20 protein-coding genes are annotated in these 18496 nt (G+C 40.5%); 9 read left to right on the forward strand and 11 right to left on the reverse strand.

Features of this window, described 5'->3' with window-relative positions; all coding sequences use genetic code 11:
* The first annotated feature begins 84 nt into the window (after positions 1–84).
* The 8 genes from BW724_RS03700 (at position 85) to BW724_RS03735 (ending at position 7333) form a co-directional block, all read left to right on the forward strand.
* Positions 85–609, forward strand: coding sequence for a DUF4242 domain-containing protein (locus BW724_RS03700; protein WP_088073734.1), 525 nt, complete (start codon positions 85–87; stop codon positions 607–609).
* Positions 610–634: 25 nt separating this feature from the next.
* Positions 635–1927 carry an acyl-CoA dehydrogenase family protein gene (locus tag BW724_RS03705; protein ID WP_088073735.1) on the forward strand — a complete coding sequence of 431 codons (1293 nt, stop codon included), beginning with the start codon at positions 635–637 and terminating at the stop codon, positions 1925–1927.
* Positions 1928–2118: 191 nt separating this feature from the next.
* Positions 2119–2331 carry a hypothetical protein gene (locus BW724_RS03710; protein WP_088073736.1) on the forward strand — a complete coding sequence of 71 codons (213 nt, stop codon included), beginning with the start codon at positions 2119–2121 and terminating at the stop codon, positions 2329–2331.
* A 736-nt stretch (positions 2332–3067) separates the two neighbouring features.
* Positions 3068–3325, forward strand: a complete 258-nt coding sequence (locus BW724_RS03715) for a hypothetical protein (protein ID WP_088073737.1) — start codon at positions 3068–3070, stop codon at positions 3323–3325.
* Positions 3326–3701: 376 nt separating this feature from the next.
* Positions 3702–4745, forward strand: coding sequence for a DUF3895 domain-containing protein (locus BW724_RS03720; RefSeq protein ID WP_088073738.1), 1044 nt, complete (start codon positions 3702–3704; stop codon positions 4743–4745).
* A 241-nt stretch (positions 4746–4986) separates the two neighbouring features.
* Complete coding sequence (locus tag BW724_RS03725) at positions 4987–6351, forward strand: dipeptidase (protein WP_088073739.1); 1365 nt, start codon at positions 4987–4989, stop codon at positions 6349–6351.
* A gap of 95 nt (positions 6352–6446) precedes the next feature.
* On the forward strand, positions 6447–6899 hold the full coding sequence (locus BW724_RS03730; protein WP_088077658.1) for a GNAT family N-acetyltransferase: 453 nt from the start codon (positions 6447–6449) through the stop codon (positions 6897–6899).
* A 14-nt stretch (positions 6900–6913) separates the two neighbouring features.
* On the forward strand, positions 6914–7333 hold the full coding sequence (locus tag BW724_RS03735; protein ID WP_088073740.1) for an HIT family protein: 420 nt from the start codon (positions 6914–6916) through the stop codon (positions 7331–7333).
* Between the two features lie 69 nt (positions 7334–7402).
* Here the strand turns inward: BW724_RS03735 and BW724_RS03740 are convergent, their stop codons facing one another.
* Positions 7403–7654 carry a DUF2164 domain-containing protein gene (locus BW724_RS03740; protein ID WP_088073741.1) on the reverse strand — a complete coding sequence of 84 codons (252 nt, stop codon included), beginning with the start codon at positions 7652–7654 and terminating at the stop codon, positions 7403–7405.
* 121 nt (positions 7655–7775) lie between these two features.
* A complete protein-coding gene (locus tag BW724_RS03745) occupies positions 7776–8141 on the reverse strand; it encodes a cupin domain-containing protein (protein WP_088073742.1) in 366 nt (121 codons plus the stop codon).
* A gap of 247 nt (positions 8142–8388) precedes the next feature.
* Between BW724_RS03745 and BW724_RS03750 the strand changes: the two genes are divergently transcribed.
* Entirely contained in the window at positions 8389–9054 is a 666-nt protein-coding gene (locus BW724_RS03750) for a DUF4352 domain-containing protein (protein WP_088073743.1), read from the forward strand.
* 52 nt (positions 9055–9106) lie between these two features.
* Here BW724_RS03750 and BW724_RS03755 read toward each other — a convergent pair whose 3' ends face one another.
* The 9 genes from BW724_RS03755 to thiC form a co-directional block, all read right to left on the reverse strand.
* Positions 9107–9583, reverse strand: a complete 477-nt coding sequence (locus tag BW724_RS03755; RefSeq protein WP_088073744.1) for a CBO0543 family protein — start codon at positions 9581–9583, stop codon at positions 9107–9109.
* Between the two features lie 149 nt (positions 9584–9732).
* The gene (locus tag BW724_RS03760; RefSeq protein ID WP_088073745.1) at positions 9733–10245 is read right to left on the reverse strand and encodes a MarR family winged helix-turn-helix transcriptional regulator; all 513 of its coding nucleotides are present in this window, start codon (positions 10243–10245) and stop codon (positions 9733–9735) included.
* Positions 10246–10429: 184 nt separating this feature from the next.
* Positions 10430–13051 carry an ABC transporter permease gene (locus BW724_RS03765; RefSeq protein WP_235848885.1) on the reverse strand — a complete coding sequence of 874 codons (2622 nt, stop codon included), beginning with the start codon at positions 13049–13051 and terminating at the stop codon, positions 10430–10432.
* Positions 13048–13731, reverse strand: coding sequence for an ABC transporter ATP-binding protein (locus tag BW724_RS03770; protein ID WP_088073746.1), 684 nt, complete (start codon positions 13729–13731; stop codon positions 13048–13050). Before BW724_RS03770 ends, BW724_RS03765 begins: the two co-directional genes overlap by 4 nt.
* A gap of 350 nt (positions 13732–14081) precedes the next feature.
* Entirely contained in the window at positions 14082–15083 is a 1002-nt protein-coding gene (locus BW724_RS03775) for a sensor histidine kinase (protein WP_088073747.1), read from the reverse strand.
* Between the two features lies 1 nt (position 15084).
* The gene (locus BW724_RS03780; protein WP_088073748.1) at positions 15085–15777 is read right to left on the reverse strand and encodes a response regulator transcription factor; all 693 of its coding nucleotides are present in this window, start codon (positions 15775–15777) and stop codon (positions 15085–15087) included.
* A 263-nt stretch (positions 15778–16040) separates the two neighbouring features.
* Positions 16041–16208, reverse strand: coding sequence for a hypothetical protein (locus BW724_RS23465; RefSeq protein WP_176371282.1), 168 nt, complete (start codon positions 16206–16208; stop codon positions 16041–16043).
* A 236-nt stretch (positions 16209–16444) separates the two neighbouring features.
* Positions 16445–16636 (reverse strand): hypothetical protein, encoded by a 192-nt coding sequence (locus BW724_RS03785; protein ID WP_088073749.1) that lies wholly within the window; start codon positions 16634–16636, stop codon positions 16445–16447.
* Positions 16614–18386: a phosphomethylpyrimidine synthase ThiC gene (gene thiC / locus BW724_RS03790; RefSeq protein ID WP_088073750.1), complete on the reverse strand. Its 1773-nt coding sequence runs from the start codon at positions 18384–18386 to the stop codon at positions 16614–16616. The genes BW724_RS03785 and thiC overlap by 23 nt, the downstream gene beginning before the upstream one ends.
* Between the last annotated feature and the right edge of the window lie 110 nt (positions 18387–18496).

Below are 18496 nucleotides of genomic sequence, written 5' to 3' on the forward strand. Positions count from 1 at the left end.
AAACAAGTGAGTTGTTTTTTTATACTTAGTATAATAAAATGACTTACATAAGAAACAAATTTGAAATATCGAGGAGGAATTACAGTGGCTTTATTTTTAGTAGAATCATTGTTTGATGGTAAAAAGTTGGAGAAAGAGGATTTTGAAGCGTTAGTTGCATCTCTTAAGGAGACTGTCAAAGAAGAATTAATCGAGGTACAGGTCTCGAAGGATATTCAAAGGGCATTCTTTATTTTCGAAGGTGATGATGAAGGTGCACTCACTAAAGTTTTAGAAGAAAAAGATGTTCCTGTTTCATTAGTTAAGGAAGTTCGTATTGTCGGCCAAGACTTAGAAACTGTGAAAAAGCAAAATGAAAAAATTAACTATTTAGTCGAGTGGAATCTTCCAGAAAACTTAACAATGGACCAGTATTTAGCTCGTAAGAAAAAGAATTCTGTCCATTATTCCGAAGTTCCTGAAGTATCATTCTCAAGGACGTATGTGTGTGAGGATATGAGTAAATGTCTTTGCTTCTATGACGCACCAGATGATGATGCTGTAAAAAGAGCCCGTGAAGCAGTGCAAGCACCAATTGATGCCATTACGGAGATTTCATCAAAAGAGTAATTGAAGTTAGGAGAGAGGAGAGACGATGCACGTGATTGAACACAAACTAGACTCCCTATACGAGATTTTAGAGAAGAAACTGAAACCTCAAGTGAAGAAGATTGACGGGAAAAGCCTGTACTATAAAGATATTTTCAAGATACTTGGGGAAAGAGGGTATTTTTCCTCCGAAGGCCTGTCACTAAGTGATGTTGTTCAGAGGGAAGTGGAGGTAGTTAAAGAGACTTCTAGATTCTGTATGACGACAGGCTTTATCATCTGGTGTCATCTTGCAGCCCTCACTTATCTTAGACACAGCGATAATAGTTTTTTGCGGAACAATATCCTTCCTCAATTAGAGTCTGGGGAAACGATTGCTGGTACAGGACTCTCTAATCCAATGAAATATTATGCTGGTTTGGAAAAACTTCATTTGAGCGCAAGGCAAGTTGTAGGTGGTTATGTCGTCAACGGAACCTTGCCATCCGTTTCTAATCTAGGGGATGACCACTGGTTTGGTGTAATCGCTGAAGTCTCCGATAACCAAAGGGTAATGCTGTTTATTCCTTGTAATGCGGAGGGTCTGTCTATGAAAGAGAAGATAGATTATATGGGGATAAATGGTAGTGGCACGTTTGCTTGCCGATTTAATGAAGTGTTTATTCCCGAGGAGCAGGTCATTGCGGAGAATGCAGATCAATTTGTTAAAAGGATTCGTCCATCCTTCGTCGTATACCAAATCCCTCTCGGTTTAGGAGTCATTCAATCGTCACTTCTCTCTATAAATAAATGTAAAAATCGTCAAAATGGCTGCAATGAGTTTTTACCAATCCAAGGAAAAGATGTTGAGGAAAAGCTATCTGAATTGGGGAACCGGTTAAAGGGTGCATTTGCAACGGAGGTTGAAGCAAACGGGACTTCTGTGCAGGGGTTGGGATCGCCCGGATTGGGGGATTCATTTGTAGCGGGTGAAGCTTCTGTTGAGGTTACTGATGAGGCTTCCAATGTGGGTACTGGTGAGGTTACTGATGAAGTTTCCAATGTGGGTTCCGATGAGGCTTCCTTTATAAGGGAAGGCACTGTAAGCAGCAAATCTTTCTACTCAGGTGAAGATGCTGTTTCCTCGCCAAGCAATGTTGAATTGGATTGGAAAGAAATCTTGGCGATCAGGCGTGATGCGGCCACTGCAACACATGAGGCAGTCCACGCTGCCATGCTTCATGGAGGCGGGGCAGCATATCTAAATAACAGTGAGGACGGCAGACGACTGCGGGAGGCGTATTTCCTTCTAAACCTAACTCCTACTTTAAAGCATTTAGGAAAAATGCTGCAGAGTTAATAAAATGGTTGATGATGATGATGTTGCTGATGAGGTTTTTTGGATGGTTTTGCTATTGGGCTTTGGCTTATTATAAGGTTTAAACGAAATTCTCGATTGGGATTGGGTTGGGGTATCAATAGTGTTTGTTTAAAGTTTAAAAGAGGTTTTATAAGAGACTTTTTAGTTTTTTTTCGGGTTTTCCTACTCACATGTCATGGTTAAGTGGCATGGTAGGGAAGCCTTTTTTGTTTTGTGGTAGTAACCAGAAAGCTTGGTTGGAAGGTGGAGATGGACTGCGGACAAAAGGGAAGCGAATGAAGCTTGAAATGTCCGCAGATGGAGGGTCAGCGGACAAAAGGCCAGCGAATGAAGGTGGAAATGTCCGCAGAATCAAGGTCAGCGGACAAATGACAAGTGAATGAGGTAGGAAATGTCCGCAGCAGCAAGGTCAGTGGACAAAAGAAAAGCGCTTGAGGTTAGAAATGTCCGCAGATGGAGGGTCAGCGGACAAAAGGCAAGCGAATGAAGTAGGAAGTGTCCGCAGATGGAGGGTCAGCGGACAAAAGGCAAGTGAATGAGGTAGGAAATGTCCGCAGAATCAAGGTCAGCGGACAAAAGGCAAGCGAATGAAGCTTGAAATGTCCGCAGCAGCAAGGTCAGCGGACAAAAGGCAAGTGAATGAGGTTGAAAATGTCAGCAGCAGCAAGTTCAGCGGACAAAAGGCAAGCGAATGAAGCTTGAAATGTCCGCAGCAGCAAGGTCAGCGGACAAAAGGGCTGCGAATGAAGGTGGAAATGTCCGCAGAATCAAGGTCAGCGGACAAAAGGCAAGCGAATGAAGCTTGAAATGTCCGCAGCAGCAAGGTCAGCGGACAAAAGGGCTGCGAATGAAGGTGGAAATGTCCGCAGAATCAAGGTCAGCGGACAAAAGGTAAGCAATTGAAGCTTGAAATGTCTGCAGCAGCAAGGTCAGCGGACAAAAGGCAAGCGCTAGAGGTTAGAAATGTCCGTAGCAGCAAGTTCAGCGGACAAAAGGGAAGCGAATGAAGGTGGAATTGTCCGCAGCAGCAAGGTCAGCGGACAAAAGGTAAGAGATTGAGGCTGGAAATGTCCGCAGAATCAAGGTCAGCGGACAAAAGGTAAGCGATTCAAGCTGGAAATGTCCGCAGAAGTAAGGGCAGCGGACAAAAGGCAAGTAATTCAAGCTGGAAATGTCCGCAGAAATAAGGGCTGCGGACAAAAGGCTAGTAATTCAGGTTGCAAATGTCCGCAGAAACAAGGTCAGCGGACAAAAGGGAAACGAATGAAGGTGCAAATGTCCGCAGATACAAAGTCAGCGGACAAAAAGCAAGTGATTGAGGTAGGAAATGTCCGCAGAAGCAAGGTCAGCGGACAAAAGGCAAGCGCTAGTGGTTAGAAATGTCCGCAGAAGCAAGGTCAGAGGACAAAAGGGAAGCTAATGAGGTCGGAAATGTCCGCAAATCCACAAACTGAGTACAATCCGCTTATTTTTTTCCAAAATATAATTGTCTTTAATATATGTTCGTACGTCGATTTAAGCCAGAACAACTGTTAGAACAACTTCCAATATACACCATATTGATTTATTCGGTGAATTTCAAAATATGTGTTTTTCTTTTCAGCTAAAATCGGTCTCCTGTTATACTAGGAAGACGGGTGGCAGAAAATGCGCCAGAAGTGTAGAATTAATTGATGAATAACGACCGTATGAACAGACGGTATGACAGATGATATATAGTTGGATTTTGTTATGAAGGTGAAGGTGGGAGATTATGAAAGTTGTTTTACCAAAGGAAGATCGTGACGAGATTTTTGCAAAGCTGACTCCAGCGCAACAGGAGTTTATTCAGAATAGTGTGAAGCGAGGTAAGAAAACGATTTTTGCCAATGAAATGGCAGCTGATAAGGGGATTGTTCTGCCGCCTGGGATTGAAAGTAACGAAATGGAATATTTGCTCGATGAATGGGTGCTAGTGGATTATATCGATAATGGCTTTCAGAATCCTGAAACGCCTTGTGAATGTGGGCGCCCCCTTAGGTACCAATATATTGTGAAGCACAAGAGTACGAATGAAGTGCGACGCTTTGGGATTACTCATTTCGAAGAGCACACGGAGATCCCTGCAGAGCTTGTTCGTCGGATAAAAAATGGGTTCCAAACGATTGAATATGAAATGGACGAGTTACTGATTAAGTTGAATGATGGTTGGAATATAAAAGACGAGCTTCCATACTTGCCGGATGATTATGAGTTCCCAGCTGATATGCAGCAACATTTGGATGCTAATGTTCCACTGCTAGATCGCCAAGTCAAGCGGTTAAAACAAAAGGAGTTGTCGTTCGTTTCAGGGCAAGGAGAACGTGAACAAAGGGAAAGTGACGGAAACAGAGGAAGTGCCGAAAGCAATACTAGCGCTGGAGGGGAAAACGCCGGAACAGATACGTTCTCTAACCCATTTGGGCAAGTGGGAACTGGGGCGGAAATCTCTTCTAATACAGCAGAAGCCGTGACAATCAATTTGTTCGGTGAAGAAGAAGTTCCAGATCCGAAGAACGAGAAAGACCTTGTTCCATATGCTCTTGATCAAAAATATAGAAGTGCTGCTTTAAAGTATCTTGAAGAAGGTGTCACCAGTGCCAGGATTTTAAGTGAACTGTTGATAAAAAATGAAGGGGCTCCAGGTGAGCGATATACTTCCAGAAAACCGAAAATTTATGTAGGCGTATGCTTCTACTTAGATTTACTTGTAAGCAGAGGACAAGCTAAACATATTGGCAAATTAGAATTAGACGATCGATATTATAAGTTGGTTTAGTCGGATGGGGTGTGCCTCCCAAACGATGCGTGAGCGTTGGAGAGTGGGGTTCTGCGGTTCTGAGATCGTAATGATGGATATATTCAGTTAACTGATGCGTGAGTGTTCGTTAAATGAGTTGGTTACCTGGTAACGAAGGTGTTCTTTAATACAAGAAGTTATAAGTTTCATATGCTAACTGTGTTTGGAGTGTTCGTTAAATGAGTTGGTTACCAACTAACAAAGGAAAAGGAGTGATCTTATGTCAAAACAAGCATTAGAATATTTACAACAAAACCGTGAAAACTTGCTAAACAAGCTAAATGAGTTTTTAGCAATTCCAAGTGTGAGTACAGACAGCAGACATAAAGACGATGTGGTCCAAGCAGGAAACTTTGTCGCAGACTATTTAAAGGAAATTGGATTTCAATCGGTCGAGCTTCAAGAAACACCAGGACACCCACTTGTATACGGAGAGTGGCTAGAAGCAGAAGGAGCTCCAACTGTTCTCCTGTATGGTCATTACGATGTCCAGCCTGCTGATCCACTTGAGCTTTGGGACAGTGAACCGTTCAAGCCAGAGATAAGAAATGGTCGTATTTATGCCCGCGGAGCCAGTGATGATAAAGGACAAACCTTTATGCATCTTGCAGTTTTCGAAGCATTTATGAAAACAGAAGGGCGCCTGCCTATCAATGTGAAGGTTTGCATTGAAGGGGAAGAGGAAATTGGAAGTAAGCACCTTTATCAAGTTTTAGAGGATAAACTGGACCAATACAAAGCGGATTTCGCAATGATCTCTGATTCTGGCATGGTTGAAGCTGGTCAGCCTACGATCTTATACGGACTTAAAGGTTTTACAGGACTAGAATTTACAGTCACTGGCCCAAACCGAGACGTGCACTCAGGGATTTACGGTGGCGCTGTGAAAAATCCAGCCATGGCCATGGCCCATATGATTGCTTCTCTGAAGAATGAGGACGAGCAAGTAACTGTACCTGGTTTTTACGATGGCATAGAGGAATTAGACGCTGAAGAACGTCGTTTAATGAATGAATCTCCTGGGGAAAACTACAGTGAATCTATTGGAATTATGGAAGAAACACCTGAGAAGGGTTACACGGCAAAGGAGCACACAATGGCTCGTCCAACCCTTGAAATCAATGGAATGTACAGTGGGTATCAAGGGGAAGGGGCAAAGACCATTATCCCATCGACTGCGACAGCAAAAATTTCATGCCGACTTGCACCAGGACAAGAACCAGACGTGGTTCAAAAGCTAATTGTGGATCACTTACATCATGTGGTTCCAAAAGGAGTAAAGCTTGATGTGACGCCACTCCCGCTATCAGGAAAAGCATATAAAATAGATCCAAATCATGAACTCCTTCAAAAAGCGGCGCAAAGCTACTCAGACGCTTTTGAAAAAGAAGCTGTTTTTGTTCGCTTAGGTGGATCTATCCCAGTAGTAGAAATGATTGATCGTTTGTTTGGAATTCCCGTTGTCCTCCTAGGATTTGGAACTCCAGAAGACAATCTTCATTCACCTAATGAAAGCTTCCCGTTAGAGAGCTTTGACAAAGGGATGGAAGTTCTAGTGAATTATTTAGAAAAATTAGCTGAATAGTATTGAAATGACGTGCTTTTTCTCCTGGAGTAATGAGATCCTCTTATGAGAAAAAGCACTTTTTAGCTAAGGAGGAAATGGAGGAGAAAGATTGTATGGAAATAAGGAAATTAGGGAAAGGGGAGGCAGCCCCACTAGATCTACTTTTACTTGCTGACCCTTCGGAAAAAATTGTTTCGGACTATGTGGAACGGGGAGATTGTTTCATCGCAGAGCTGGACGGTCAACCTGTAGGTGTTTACGTCCTGCTTCCTACACGCCCTGAAACTGCTGAAATTGTGAACGTTGCAGTTTTAGAAAATATGCAAGGCAAAGGTATTGGGAAAAAGTTAGTGGAGCATGCTGTTGAAACAGCTAGAAAACGAGGTTTTAAAACGTTGGAGATCGGGACAGGGAACTCTAGCATTCATCAATTGGCACTCTATCAAAAATGTGGTTTTCGTGTTGTAGGAGTAGATATTGATTTTTTCACAAAGCATTATGATGAAGCGATCTTTGAAAATGGTATTCAGTGCAGGGACATGATTCGTCTATCACAAGATTTGTAGGGAGATGCTTGCATATGGAACAACAAAATGGTTGCGTGTTTTGCCAAGTGGATTTGAAACCCGGTCAAAACGTTATATTGGAAAATGAGCATTGTATGTTTTTACAGTTGGATGAAGTCATGCAAAAGGGCAGTCAGTTGGAAGGGTCTGGCTTAATTGTTCCTAAGAAACATAGGAAAACTGCCTTCGACTTGTCCGCGGACGAATGGCAAGCAACATACGCACTCCTCCATGAAGTGAAAAAGTACATAAATGAAAATCATGGTCCACAAGGATACAATCTAGGCTGGAACTGTGGCGAGGTAGCAGGGCAGCATATTTTTCACGCCCATTTTCATGTTATCCCACGGTATAATGATGAACCACTGGCAGGTAAAGGGATACGCTATCTTTTTAAAGGTGATGAAAACAAGCGGGAGAACGCTGAAGGCTAGGACCGGTTAGAGGGGGGCGATGAAGTTAATGAAAACCTCGCCCCCTATCTACGGTACAGTCTCGACGGGCTATCTGCGATTGATAGTTGGTCGCTCCAAGGAAAGTATATCCTCTTCAAGATTGGCCATCCTCTCCTGGCAGACGCCCTTCGCATCCTTCACGCCCTCATTATAGTAATATGGGCCAAATTCCTTTGTGAAGTATTCAATAAAGTTCTCTGCAGCAAGATCACCAATTTCCTCCGAGCGTTCATTATAGAAATACTCCTTCACTTGCTCCATCATTTGAGCTTTGTTTTCCTTCGAAAATCGTATGAACATGAGATCACTCCTTTCATTTTGAATAAGATTTAAGGGATTTCTAAACTGAGCGTTGCTGGACACGAATTAAATTATGTATGACTTATTATCGATTCCCGCATAATATTCGCAAATACTCAGCTTATAATTCTGTATCTTTTTTAGTCATGAATTTTGCTGGGCTTAACTCTTCAGCTTCAATGACAATGGCAGTTAATCCAGTTTCCGTTGTTGTTTCGTGACCTTCTCCTTTTTTCCAAAAAGCTGCTTCGCCAGCTTTAATATGTACAGGTGGATCATTATCACTGCGGACCAAGCCTTCCCCTGAAACAATGAGAAGTAATTGGGGAACAACTGCCTCATGGAACCCGATAACCCCATTTGGCTCTAAGTGCATGCAACCAGTTTTAGTCAGACCGTCCGTCATAACGATCTGGGACATAATGAAATTAGAATGATGGTGAGTAACTTGCTTCCCAACCTCCTGATCGAACCTATAAATCTCCAAACGGTTTTCCCCCTTCCCTTTTCGATAGTAAATTCTATAAAAAATGAGGTGAATCCTCTATTTATCATAGGGAATTTTTTTTATGTGATTTGGAGGGGCTGAAAAACTTTTATGGCGACGTAAGAACTGGAGCCTCGTCTAGTCATTCAACATCTTATTAAAAATACTGTTATTTGTAAGCGTTTTCGTAATATAATTAAGAGAAGTAAAACTTTTAACTGCAAACAAATTTATTGGAGGCGGGGGAATGAATCGAAAATTATTGTTAGTTATTGTTCTTGCGGTATTGTTAGTGTTATTAGCCTGTGATAGTGGGACAAGCACTGATGTTGAACCTGAAGAAGAGGTGGGAGACACAACAGAAGAGGTTAATGAGGAGGAGAACGCTGGGGAAGGGGACAGTGATGCTGAATCTGAAAATCCTGCTGAAGAGGAAGATGTAGCTGACTCCGAAGGTAAATCACAAGAGGAAGAGGCTGCAACGGAAGAAGAGGACCAAGAAGATGTCATTTATAGCCTTGGAGAAACTGGAGTAATGAGCAGCCCCCATGGCGAGTACAATCTGACAGTGGAATCATTCGAATTTTTTACTGAATATGAAGGAGAAACACCCCTTAGTGGAATATTTTTAGCAGTAGATGTTGTTTTTGAAAACATTGGTAATGAGCCAATTAATGCAGAAATGATAACACGTGCAAATTTGTTCACAGAAGATGAAACGAGACGTGAAAACAACACCTCTTATGACTTCACAAATGATTTCACTGGTGAAATCGGTGTAGGAGAAACAATGGAAGGTAGAATTTGGTTTGACCATAGGGATGAGGACCATTACGAGCTCGTCTTTGGTTATGGTGTCTCCCACCTATCAACAGTGTTAACATGGGAGTTTTCAGCGGAAGAGGCAAAATAATGAGGTCAGCTCGAGTCAAAAAGTCTTCTCCTTGCTACAATGGAGGAGGCTTTTATTTTTTCGCATACTTAAAAAACCACACATAGTACTTGCGAGAAAGAAAGAAAGTAATCCATAGTGAAATAAAACTCCAACTCCACTTCCATTTATTATATTTAATTAAGTCTGTACGCTTGAGAGCATAATACTCCAAAGCTGAAATACTTCCAGTAAAGACAAAATAATATAACCCCTTCACTAGAACTCCTTTAGACTGGGGATAACGCATATTGAACATTGCAGTAAGTGCAGGGAGTATAAAGTATTCAAAAGAAAAGCTGTTCTTTGATGCATATTTAAAAATTCGGACTGGATAACGAATGAGCTTTTTTTCGGTTACAAGTAGTCCTAGCAGCCATGTCAGAAATTGTGTAAATAGGAAAGGGATTTGTGCGTTTCTAAATTTCCCTTTTGGAACAAAGAGATATAGCAGTAAACTAGTGCCGATCCAAGAGCCCGTTATAATCGTCTTCTCTTTTGGATAACGCATGGAATCCCCCTTACAATTATTGAGAACTAGTGCTTGCCCCTTGCCCTTCATAAGTTTATTTTTCACAAGCCCAAAGAAATTATTTGCAAATGCAAATAAAAACGAACTCCAAAATGTGGAATTCGTTACTTACGTTTGATTTGAAGGGTTTAAACAAGTTTTTCATTCTCAATATTCAAAGCTGACTTTGAAACCCATTCAGTATAATATTCACCTGTGAGACTGGCGCCTAATTTTGTTGTTATATGAGTGAGTTTGTTCAGGTCTTCTGGATCAATCTCCTCTAAAATTTTTGTGAACTGAAAATGATTTTCTGAGGCGTGGTCATCTATGTAATTACTTACAAGTGACCTTCCTTTGTCAGTTAGGCAGATATCTTTTGTCCGTGCATCTTTCCCTGATTTTAAAGTTACCATCCCAAGTTCCTCTAGTTTTCTTAACTGGCGAAAAACATTAGAAATGTCCGTTTGAAGGTGGACAGAGATTTTTGACATGGTTATGTTTGGGTCAAAATAAAGGTTCCATAATACGCGGAAGCAGGGGAATGAAATATTGTATTTACATAAAGATTTTTTTATATCATTTTCTATGGACAAGTGTAGTCCCCTAAATAAAGCATAAATATAATAGCCTTTTGCAAACAATTCTTTTGGACTATCCAACAGTATCCCTCCTAAGATTTTTCCGAAAGATGATGAGTAGTTGATCGCAGAGAGGTATATTATACGAACGGAATGATTGTATGTTTATTATCTCCAGTTCCATAAAATGTAAACACTAAAATAAGGAGCAATGGAAACCGCTCCATAACTAGTAGCGGTCATCCATTGCTCCTCCAAAAGGTGCCTATATATTCTCTTGTTTTAGAGTATCAATTATATTTTCTTTCCTTACCTTTGAAGTAGAATACAGCATTGTTACACTAACGATACTGAAGACGGCAATAATTACTATGATAATACTTCCCCATGGTATATCAAAGCCGAATGAGAATCCATCGGCGATAAAATAGTACATTAGATACATTATACCAATGCTTATTGGCAGTCCGTACAATAATGATTTTATGCCGTAAAAGATGCTTTCGTAATGAATCATTTTTCTGAATGACTTAGGGGTCATTCCAACTGACTTTAACATAGCAAATTCTCTTTTTCTCAGAGAAATACTAGTTGAAATGGTATTGAAAATATTAGCTACTGAAATTAATGTAATCAATACAATAAATCCATAAACGAAGATCGACATGATTAACATAAACTGACCATCTTGTTCACGCATTTCATGATAGTTGTATATACTCATGGAACCTGTTATAAGCTCATCTATTTGTTGGTGTGTTTCCGTAGGATCAGAGCTGTTAATGTATAAATAGTTACTAACTTCCATTTGAATCTCTTCAGATGAGTGGACTAGTTCTTGAAAAACTTGGTCTGAAACGATAATATCTAAGGTTCCTGGGTATCTGGATCCTACCCCCATGGGATATATATCTGTCAGAACTTCCGTTTCTAGGGTCTCCATGAGTGTTGCATCTTCTGTATGCCAATCGATATGATAGAGGTCAATAGTGTCCCCTATCTGAAGCTTGATGGAATCTGTCTCAACAAATTGACCTGTATCCCAATCTTGATACGAGATTGTGTCAATGATAATGGCACCCAACTGAGCTGGATCATTTAAACGAGCTAGATCAGCTCCGATTACTTCCGAATATTCTTCTAAATATGCATCATTGAAGCCATGAATCGTTATTTGATAGTAATACTCTTCCTCTGGACCTTTAATTTCGTGGTCAACCCCATCATCCATCTCTAGTAATGGATCACTAACTTTTTCTTCCTCCACCCAAGACGACAGCGACATTCTTTTTATTTTTGAAAACTCAGTGATATCCTCTAACTGTGTGATAGCCTCAACAATTAATTCATCTTCTGCAGTCAGATCTTCACCAAGATAGACTTGAATATCATAATTAATATCAGCCAACCACATGCCTGTAGATTTCTCTAATGCATGTGTAAAATAAGAGACACTTAAAAACAGAATAATACTGATGACTAATGAAAATACAGTAACTTTATATTTTCGTTTATTACGTTTTAAATTTTTAAGCCCAATTTCAGCTTCCATGCCAAACAATTTACGGACGATCTTCGAGGTTTTGACAGCTTTACGGCTCAGTTTTACATCTGTTGTCTGGCGAATTGCATCAATGGCTGATATTTTTGATGCCTTCCTCGCTGGTAAATAGGTAGATATAAAGATCGTAATAATGGAAATGATACAAGCCGTTAAAATAGACCCAGATGTAACAACAGTTTCTAATTTTTCTGACGTTGCAAAAATGTCTGACATGATGCTGTTAATGAAGGTAAAAGTGACCGCAATTCCTCCTATACCTGAAATGATTCCAATGGGAATACTAATTAAACCGATCACTGCCCCTTCAAAAAACACGGAATTCCGTTTTTGACGCTTGGTAGCTCCTACGCTAGAAAGCATACCTAGATGTCGTGAACGTTCAGAAACGGAAATTGCAAATGCATTGTAGATGAGTGCTACGGAACCAATAATAATGATGGTTATGATAACTCCTGAAATACCATAGAGAGCTCCAATAGCACCTTCATTTCTTGAAACACCGTAGTACATAAGTAGGTTCCTATTATAGTTAACTTGTTCTAGACTAATTTGATTATCTTCTGCCAGCTTTTCAGCATTTTCATAAAAGGAACGGTTAAGCTTTTCAAAAATAACAGAGGCACGAACCGTTGTATCTGGTGTCAGTTCACCTTCATCTAAATAACTGATAACCGTATAGCCAGGTGACCAAGGTGTTTCCCAATTTGGGCGTTCCATCACACCGACAACAGTAAAGGTTTCAGCAGTGATGTTTTCTAAGGTTTCTTTGTTTTCACCGTCTTCTCTACGAAAGGAAAAGGTATCATCCATTCCATAGATGTCTTCAATCTCACTGTATCTGTCACCGATTTCAAGGACAATCTCCTCACCAATGTCAAACTTCACTCCAGCAATTGCTTCAATTTCTCTAGAAACAATGATCTCACCATTATTTTCAGGTAATCGACCTTCCACTATTGAAATGGGAAAACGATCGAAGCTACCCTCACTAAAATTCTTGATAAATAAATAAGGCCGATAATCTTGTTGACTTCCTTCCAATAGGGAGAACCCACTATCTTTTTGAATAAACAAATCATCGATGAGTGGACTTTCTCGAAGCTCATCTATTTGTGATGCGTTTACTTCATTAAATTGTACGTGCCATTCCCCAGAGTTCTCAATTTCACCACGTTGCATTAAATCAAGGAAGGATACAGCTAGAGTAGCAACAGCAGTAACCATGGCAACGGAAATGATTGTTCCTATGATGGTTACAAGGGTGCGCCGTTTATTTTCCTTTAGATGTCGTAATGTAAGCCTGTTGACGATGTTCAGTTTCATTTTCGTATCACCTCATCTTTGGCAATCATGCCGTCCTCGATGGAGATGACCCGATCAGCTTGAAGTGCAATTTGCTCATCATGAGTAATGACAATGAGAGTTTGATTGTGCTTCTTGTTAAAAAGCTTTAATAGATCAATAATTTCACCACTGTTTTTACTATCTAAGTTACCAGTCGGTTCATCAGCAAGCATGATAGATGGATTACTGATAAGTGCTCGTCCAATGGATACGCGCTGCTGTTGTCCGCCAGAAAGCTGATTCGGTAAATGATTGAGTCGATCTTTTAAGTTAAGGACATTAACGATGTTTTCAAGCTGCTTTTGATCCACTTTATGTTGATCGAGTAGGAGGGGAAGCGTTATGTTTTCCTCCACTGTAAGTATCGGAATAAGATTATAAAATTGATAAATAAGACCAATTTGTCTGCGGCGGAAAATAGCAAGCTGCGTTTCATTTAAATCATAAATATCCGTGTTTTCAACATAGACCTTTCCACTTGATGGTCTATCTACACCTCCTAACATGTGAAGGAGTGTGGATTTACCAGATCCCGATGGGCCGATGATGGCAACAAACTCTCCTTTATTTACGGTGAAGGATACGTCGTTGAGTGCCTTCACTGCTGTTTCTCCTTTTCCGTACACTTTAGACAGATTTTCAACTCTTAATATTTCCATTTGATGACCTCCAATTTTCTTGTTAGTTTGAGTGTATCTGTCTAAGGTGACTTTACAGTGACTCTTAAGTGACAATTTAGTCACTTTATGATGACTTAGAAAATTTAATCATCTAACTATGATGTTGATTTTGCTTTAGATTACTCGCTTTCCGCGGGCAATGCTTCAGCCTCCTCCTTCGCATAAACCGAGCTCACTGCGGGGTCTTCAGCTATTGCTTTTCCCGCAGGAGTCTCGAATCTTTCTCAAAATCAACTACTATCTAAAAATATAAGTCAATCACTTTCTTTTTCTAATGGACCGAGTAGGAAGGAGGACTGTCGATGCAAGAAACGTCACTTACTACCAAGTTACACCACTTGTTTGTAAAACTTGAGCCGGAATTCTGTTCCTAGGTCTAATTTTTTTACTTCAATGGTGCCATCTTGACTTTTTACAATAGTATTTGCCATGGCTAGTCCAATACCCACACTCTCATCACTAGCATGCTTTCCTTTGAAGAAACGTTTGAATATGTAGGGAAGCTCATCCTTTGGAATTCCCTTTCCTGTATCTGAAATAATGATTTCTGTAAAAAGGGGGTTCTCTGCATAGCTCACATCAATCTTTCCACCATTGGGAGTGTGCTCTACACAGTTTTTTAAAATATTTATAATAGCTTCAGCGGTCCAATTTAAATCACCAAGAAAAGTAGTGTTATCTTCTCCAGCCATGACAAGGGTTTGTTCCTTAATTTCCATCGGAATGAGAAGGGGAGCTGTTGCCTTTTTCAATAATTCTTTAACAGAAACCAACTCCTTCTTAAATTGAATTGTTCCAGCGTCCATTTTCGACAGCTTAAGTAAGGAGGTAACAAGCCAATCAATTCGCTCCAGCTGTACTTGAATATTACGAGTGAATTCCATTCGTTTTTCATCAGAAAGATTGGCCGAGCTTAGTAGATCAGACATAACTGTCATGGAAGTGATTGGTGTTTTTAGCTGGTGTGAAATATCTGAAATGGCATTAGTTAATGTTGCCTTATCCGATAAGAGGTGAGACCGTTGCTCTGATAACATGATCGTCACCTTGTACATTTCGTTTTTTAGAATGCTTAATTCACCTTCCTCATTATCTCTCACATCTAAACCATAGTCTCCAGCGCTTATTTTTCGAAGATATCCTGACAGCTTCTCTATGTGGCGGTATCTCCATGCTGTGAAAAAGAAGGTACAGCTAATCAAAATCAGAGAAAGGCTACCGATAAGAATTGCAGCACCTAAGGAGAAAAAAATCGTTGCAATTACCACGCCAAGGGAAGCGACTACTATCATCACGAGTAGGAGCAAACGAAACTCTCGATTACGCATCATGTTAATCACCAACCTTATAGCCTAAACCACGGATGGTTTTTATGAGAGTAGGCTGATGTGGATCGTCCTCCAGTTTCTCACGGAGGCGTTTAATGTAGACAGTTAAGGTATTATCATTGACGTAATCCCCAGCCACATCCCAAATCCGCTCGAGTAGTTGGTTTCTTGTAAGAACTTGTCCAATGTGATTGGAAAAAATTAGAAGTAACCTATATTCTAAGGCTGTAACGATGATTTCTTGATTGTTCTTATAGACCTTTCCCTCCAATGTATTAACAAGAATGTTTTCTGGTAGAGTTATGGTGGCGGAGGCGTTCGTCTTTGATTCTTTATTGTAGCGCCTCAACACTGACTTGATCCGTGATAAGAGTTCTCGGATTCTAAATGGCTTTGTGATGTAGTCATCAGCTCCCATATCAAGACCCATAACGACGTTAACTTCTTCATCCATGACTGTTAAAAATATGACGGGAATATCCTTTTCCTGTTTCACAAGCTTACAAAGCTCGTACCCTGTTCCATCAGGTAAAGACAAATCAAATAAGCATAGGTCTATGCTAGATTTTTCTCTTGCCCAAGTCGCTTTTGCTGATGCAATATCATGACAAAGAATCGTGTTATATTGTTCCTGCTCGAGTGAGTATTCTAATCCTGAAGCAATTGTTTTATCATCTTCCACAAGGAGTATGTTCATGTTTATCCCCCAAACTGATCATTTAATTACGAACTAGCAAAGCTTAATGTTGAACTAGTTAAATTTATAATCTTATCATATTGGATAATGGACCAATTCTCTAGCCTTGCGGGAAAATAGTTTTGTATTTGGAGTTAACAGGATTGCTATAGGGGTGGGGGACGGGGAAATCTAGACGGATTGGTATGCAATATTCATTGTATAAGCACTTCGCGGATATATATCTTTATGAATTATCATCGTAAATAGATAGGGGGGAATTATTATTTTAGTTTTCTCTCCATATCTTCTACTTTTGTTTTTAATTCAGTCAATTGTTTAGCAATTTCTTCGAGCCTTTTCTCTTGATACCTTTGAGAGCGCTCAAGAGACATCAGTCCTAAAAAGATAATTATAATAACAAATATAATAACACCTATAATAACGTTCACGTATAACAACCTTTCCTTATTTATTTCTTCTTCAATAATGTATTCTCAAAACCTTAGAATATCTGTAACTAAACTTGCATTTTTATATATGAAGGGAGGGCGGTGACGACATCGATAATTTGAAATGGACGATATATCGCCACCGACTTTGTCTCCCAGCATAAAGAAAATCTACGAATCTGAATCTGTAACAATATAAGCAGGGGTATACTTATTTAACAGTAACCAATATTAAGTCAATAGTACATACTCTCTGCATAACCACATTTGTAACACTCCCTTATTACATTGGTTTCACGAAAAGAGTGCTCACACCCCTTTTGGATCTCAGACAATTCTTCCTTCCGTTGATCCAGTTGCTCCTGAAGCTCCGAAATTTCCGTTTTTAATCTAGCAACCTTCTTATTATTTATAGATTTTTGATCCATGATCAACAAATTCCTTTGCTTTTTCTTTCATTCCCTCTTCAATAACTACTTCCTCACTGACACCCTTTTCTGCAGCCATGTTTTTAATGTCATGAGAAATTCTCATAGAACAGAATTTCGGACCACACATGGAACAGAAATGAGCAGTTTTTGCTCCTTCTGCTGGCAGAGTCTCATCATGGAATTCACGTGCTTTTTCCGGATCCAACGATAGGTTGAACTGATCGTTCCAGCGGAATTCAAAACGAGCCTTAGATAGTGCATTATCCCTGATCTGTGCACCGGGATGTCCTTTTGCTAAATCCGCTGCATGCGCGGCAATTTTATAAGTAATGACCCCTTCACGAACATCTTCACGATTAGGCAAACCTAGATGTTCCTTTGGAGTTACATAGCATAACATGGCAGTACCGTACCAACCGATCTGAGCAGCACCAATAGCAGAAGTGATATGGTCATATCCGGGAGCAATATCCGTCGTTAATGGCCCAAGAGTATAGAAAGGTGCTTCCTTACAAATCTCAAGCTGCTTTTCCATGTTTTCTTTGATCAAATGCATTGGAACGTGACCAGGACCTTCAATCATGACTTGAACATCATGCTTCCAAGCAATATCCGTTAACTCTCCGAGAACCTCTAACTCAGCAAACTGGGCTTCATCATTTGCGTCAGCGATGGATCCAGGACGTAGACCGTCACCTAATGAGACAGAAATATCATAGGCTTTTAAAATCTCACAAATCTCTTCAAAATGAGTGTATAAGAAGCTCTCCTGGTGGTGGGCTAAACACCATTGTGCCATGATGGATCCGCCCCGTGAGACAATTCCAGTCATACGATTTGCTGTTAATGGAACATGATGCAACAAGACCCCAGCATGAATTGTAAAATAATCCACTCCTTGCTCCGCCTGCTCAATTAATGTGTCACGGTAGACCTCCCAAGTTAGATCCTCGGCGATACCATTTACCTTCTCAAGCGCCTGATAAATAGGAACCGTACCAACAGGAACAGGAGAGTTACGAATGATCCACTCACGCGTCGTGTGAATATTTTTTCCTGTAGAAAGGTCCATGATTGTGTCCGCACCCCAACGAGTTGCCCAAGTCATCTTTTCCACTTCCTGCTCAATAGAAGAAGTGACTGCAGAGTTCCCGATATTTGCATTAATTTTCACATGAAAATTCCGTCCAATAATCATTGGCTCACACTCAGGATGATTGATGTTCGAAGGAATAATCGCACGACCACGAGCCACCTCGTCACGAACAAACTCAGGGTCAAGGTGCTCCCGAATCGCAATAAACTCCATTTCAGGCGTGATAATCCCTTGACGCGCATAGTGCATCTGCGTGACATTTTTACCCTTTTTAGCCCTTAAAGGCTTTGGGTTAACATGGGGATATGTTTCTAAATTGGCTCGAGGATCCCCTTGGTGGAAGCCGTTGTCCTCAGGCTTTATTTCCCTACCATCATAGGCTTCCACGTCCTTTCGTTCCAAGATCCAGTTTTCCCTAAGAGGAGGTAGCCCCTTTCTCACATCAACTACATAATCAGGATCCGTGTATGGCCCACTCGTGTCATAAACTCGCACTGGCGCATTCTCTTCTTCACCGAAAGTTCCTTGTGTTGGTTCTAAAGCAATTTCTCTCATTGGAACCTTAATGTCTGGACGTGACCCTTCCACATACACTTTGCTGCTGGCTGGAAATTGTGACTTCAACTCGATGTTCATTTCTGTTTTCGTCATTTTCTTTTCCTCCTTAGTCTTATTTTGTTTGCACTGTTGGAACTTAGTATTTTTTACTACCGGCACTCGCTTTCCGTGGAGAAGCCGGCAAGCCGCTTCGAGCATTCGCT

This window comes from Litchfieldia alkalitelluris (genome assembly GCF_002153425.1).
Classification (GTDB): domain Bacteria; phylum Bacillota; class Bacilli; order Bacillales; family Salisediminibacteriaceae; genus Evansella; species Evansella alkalicola.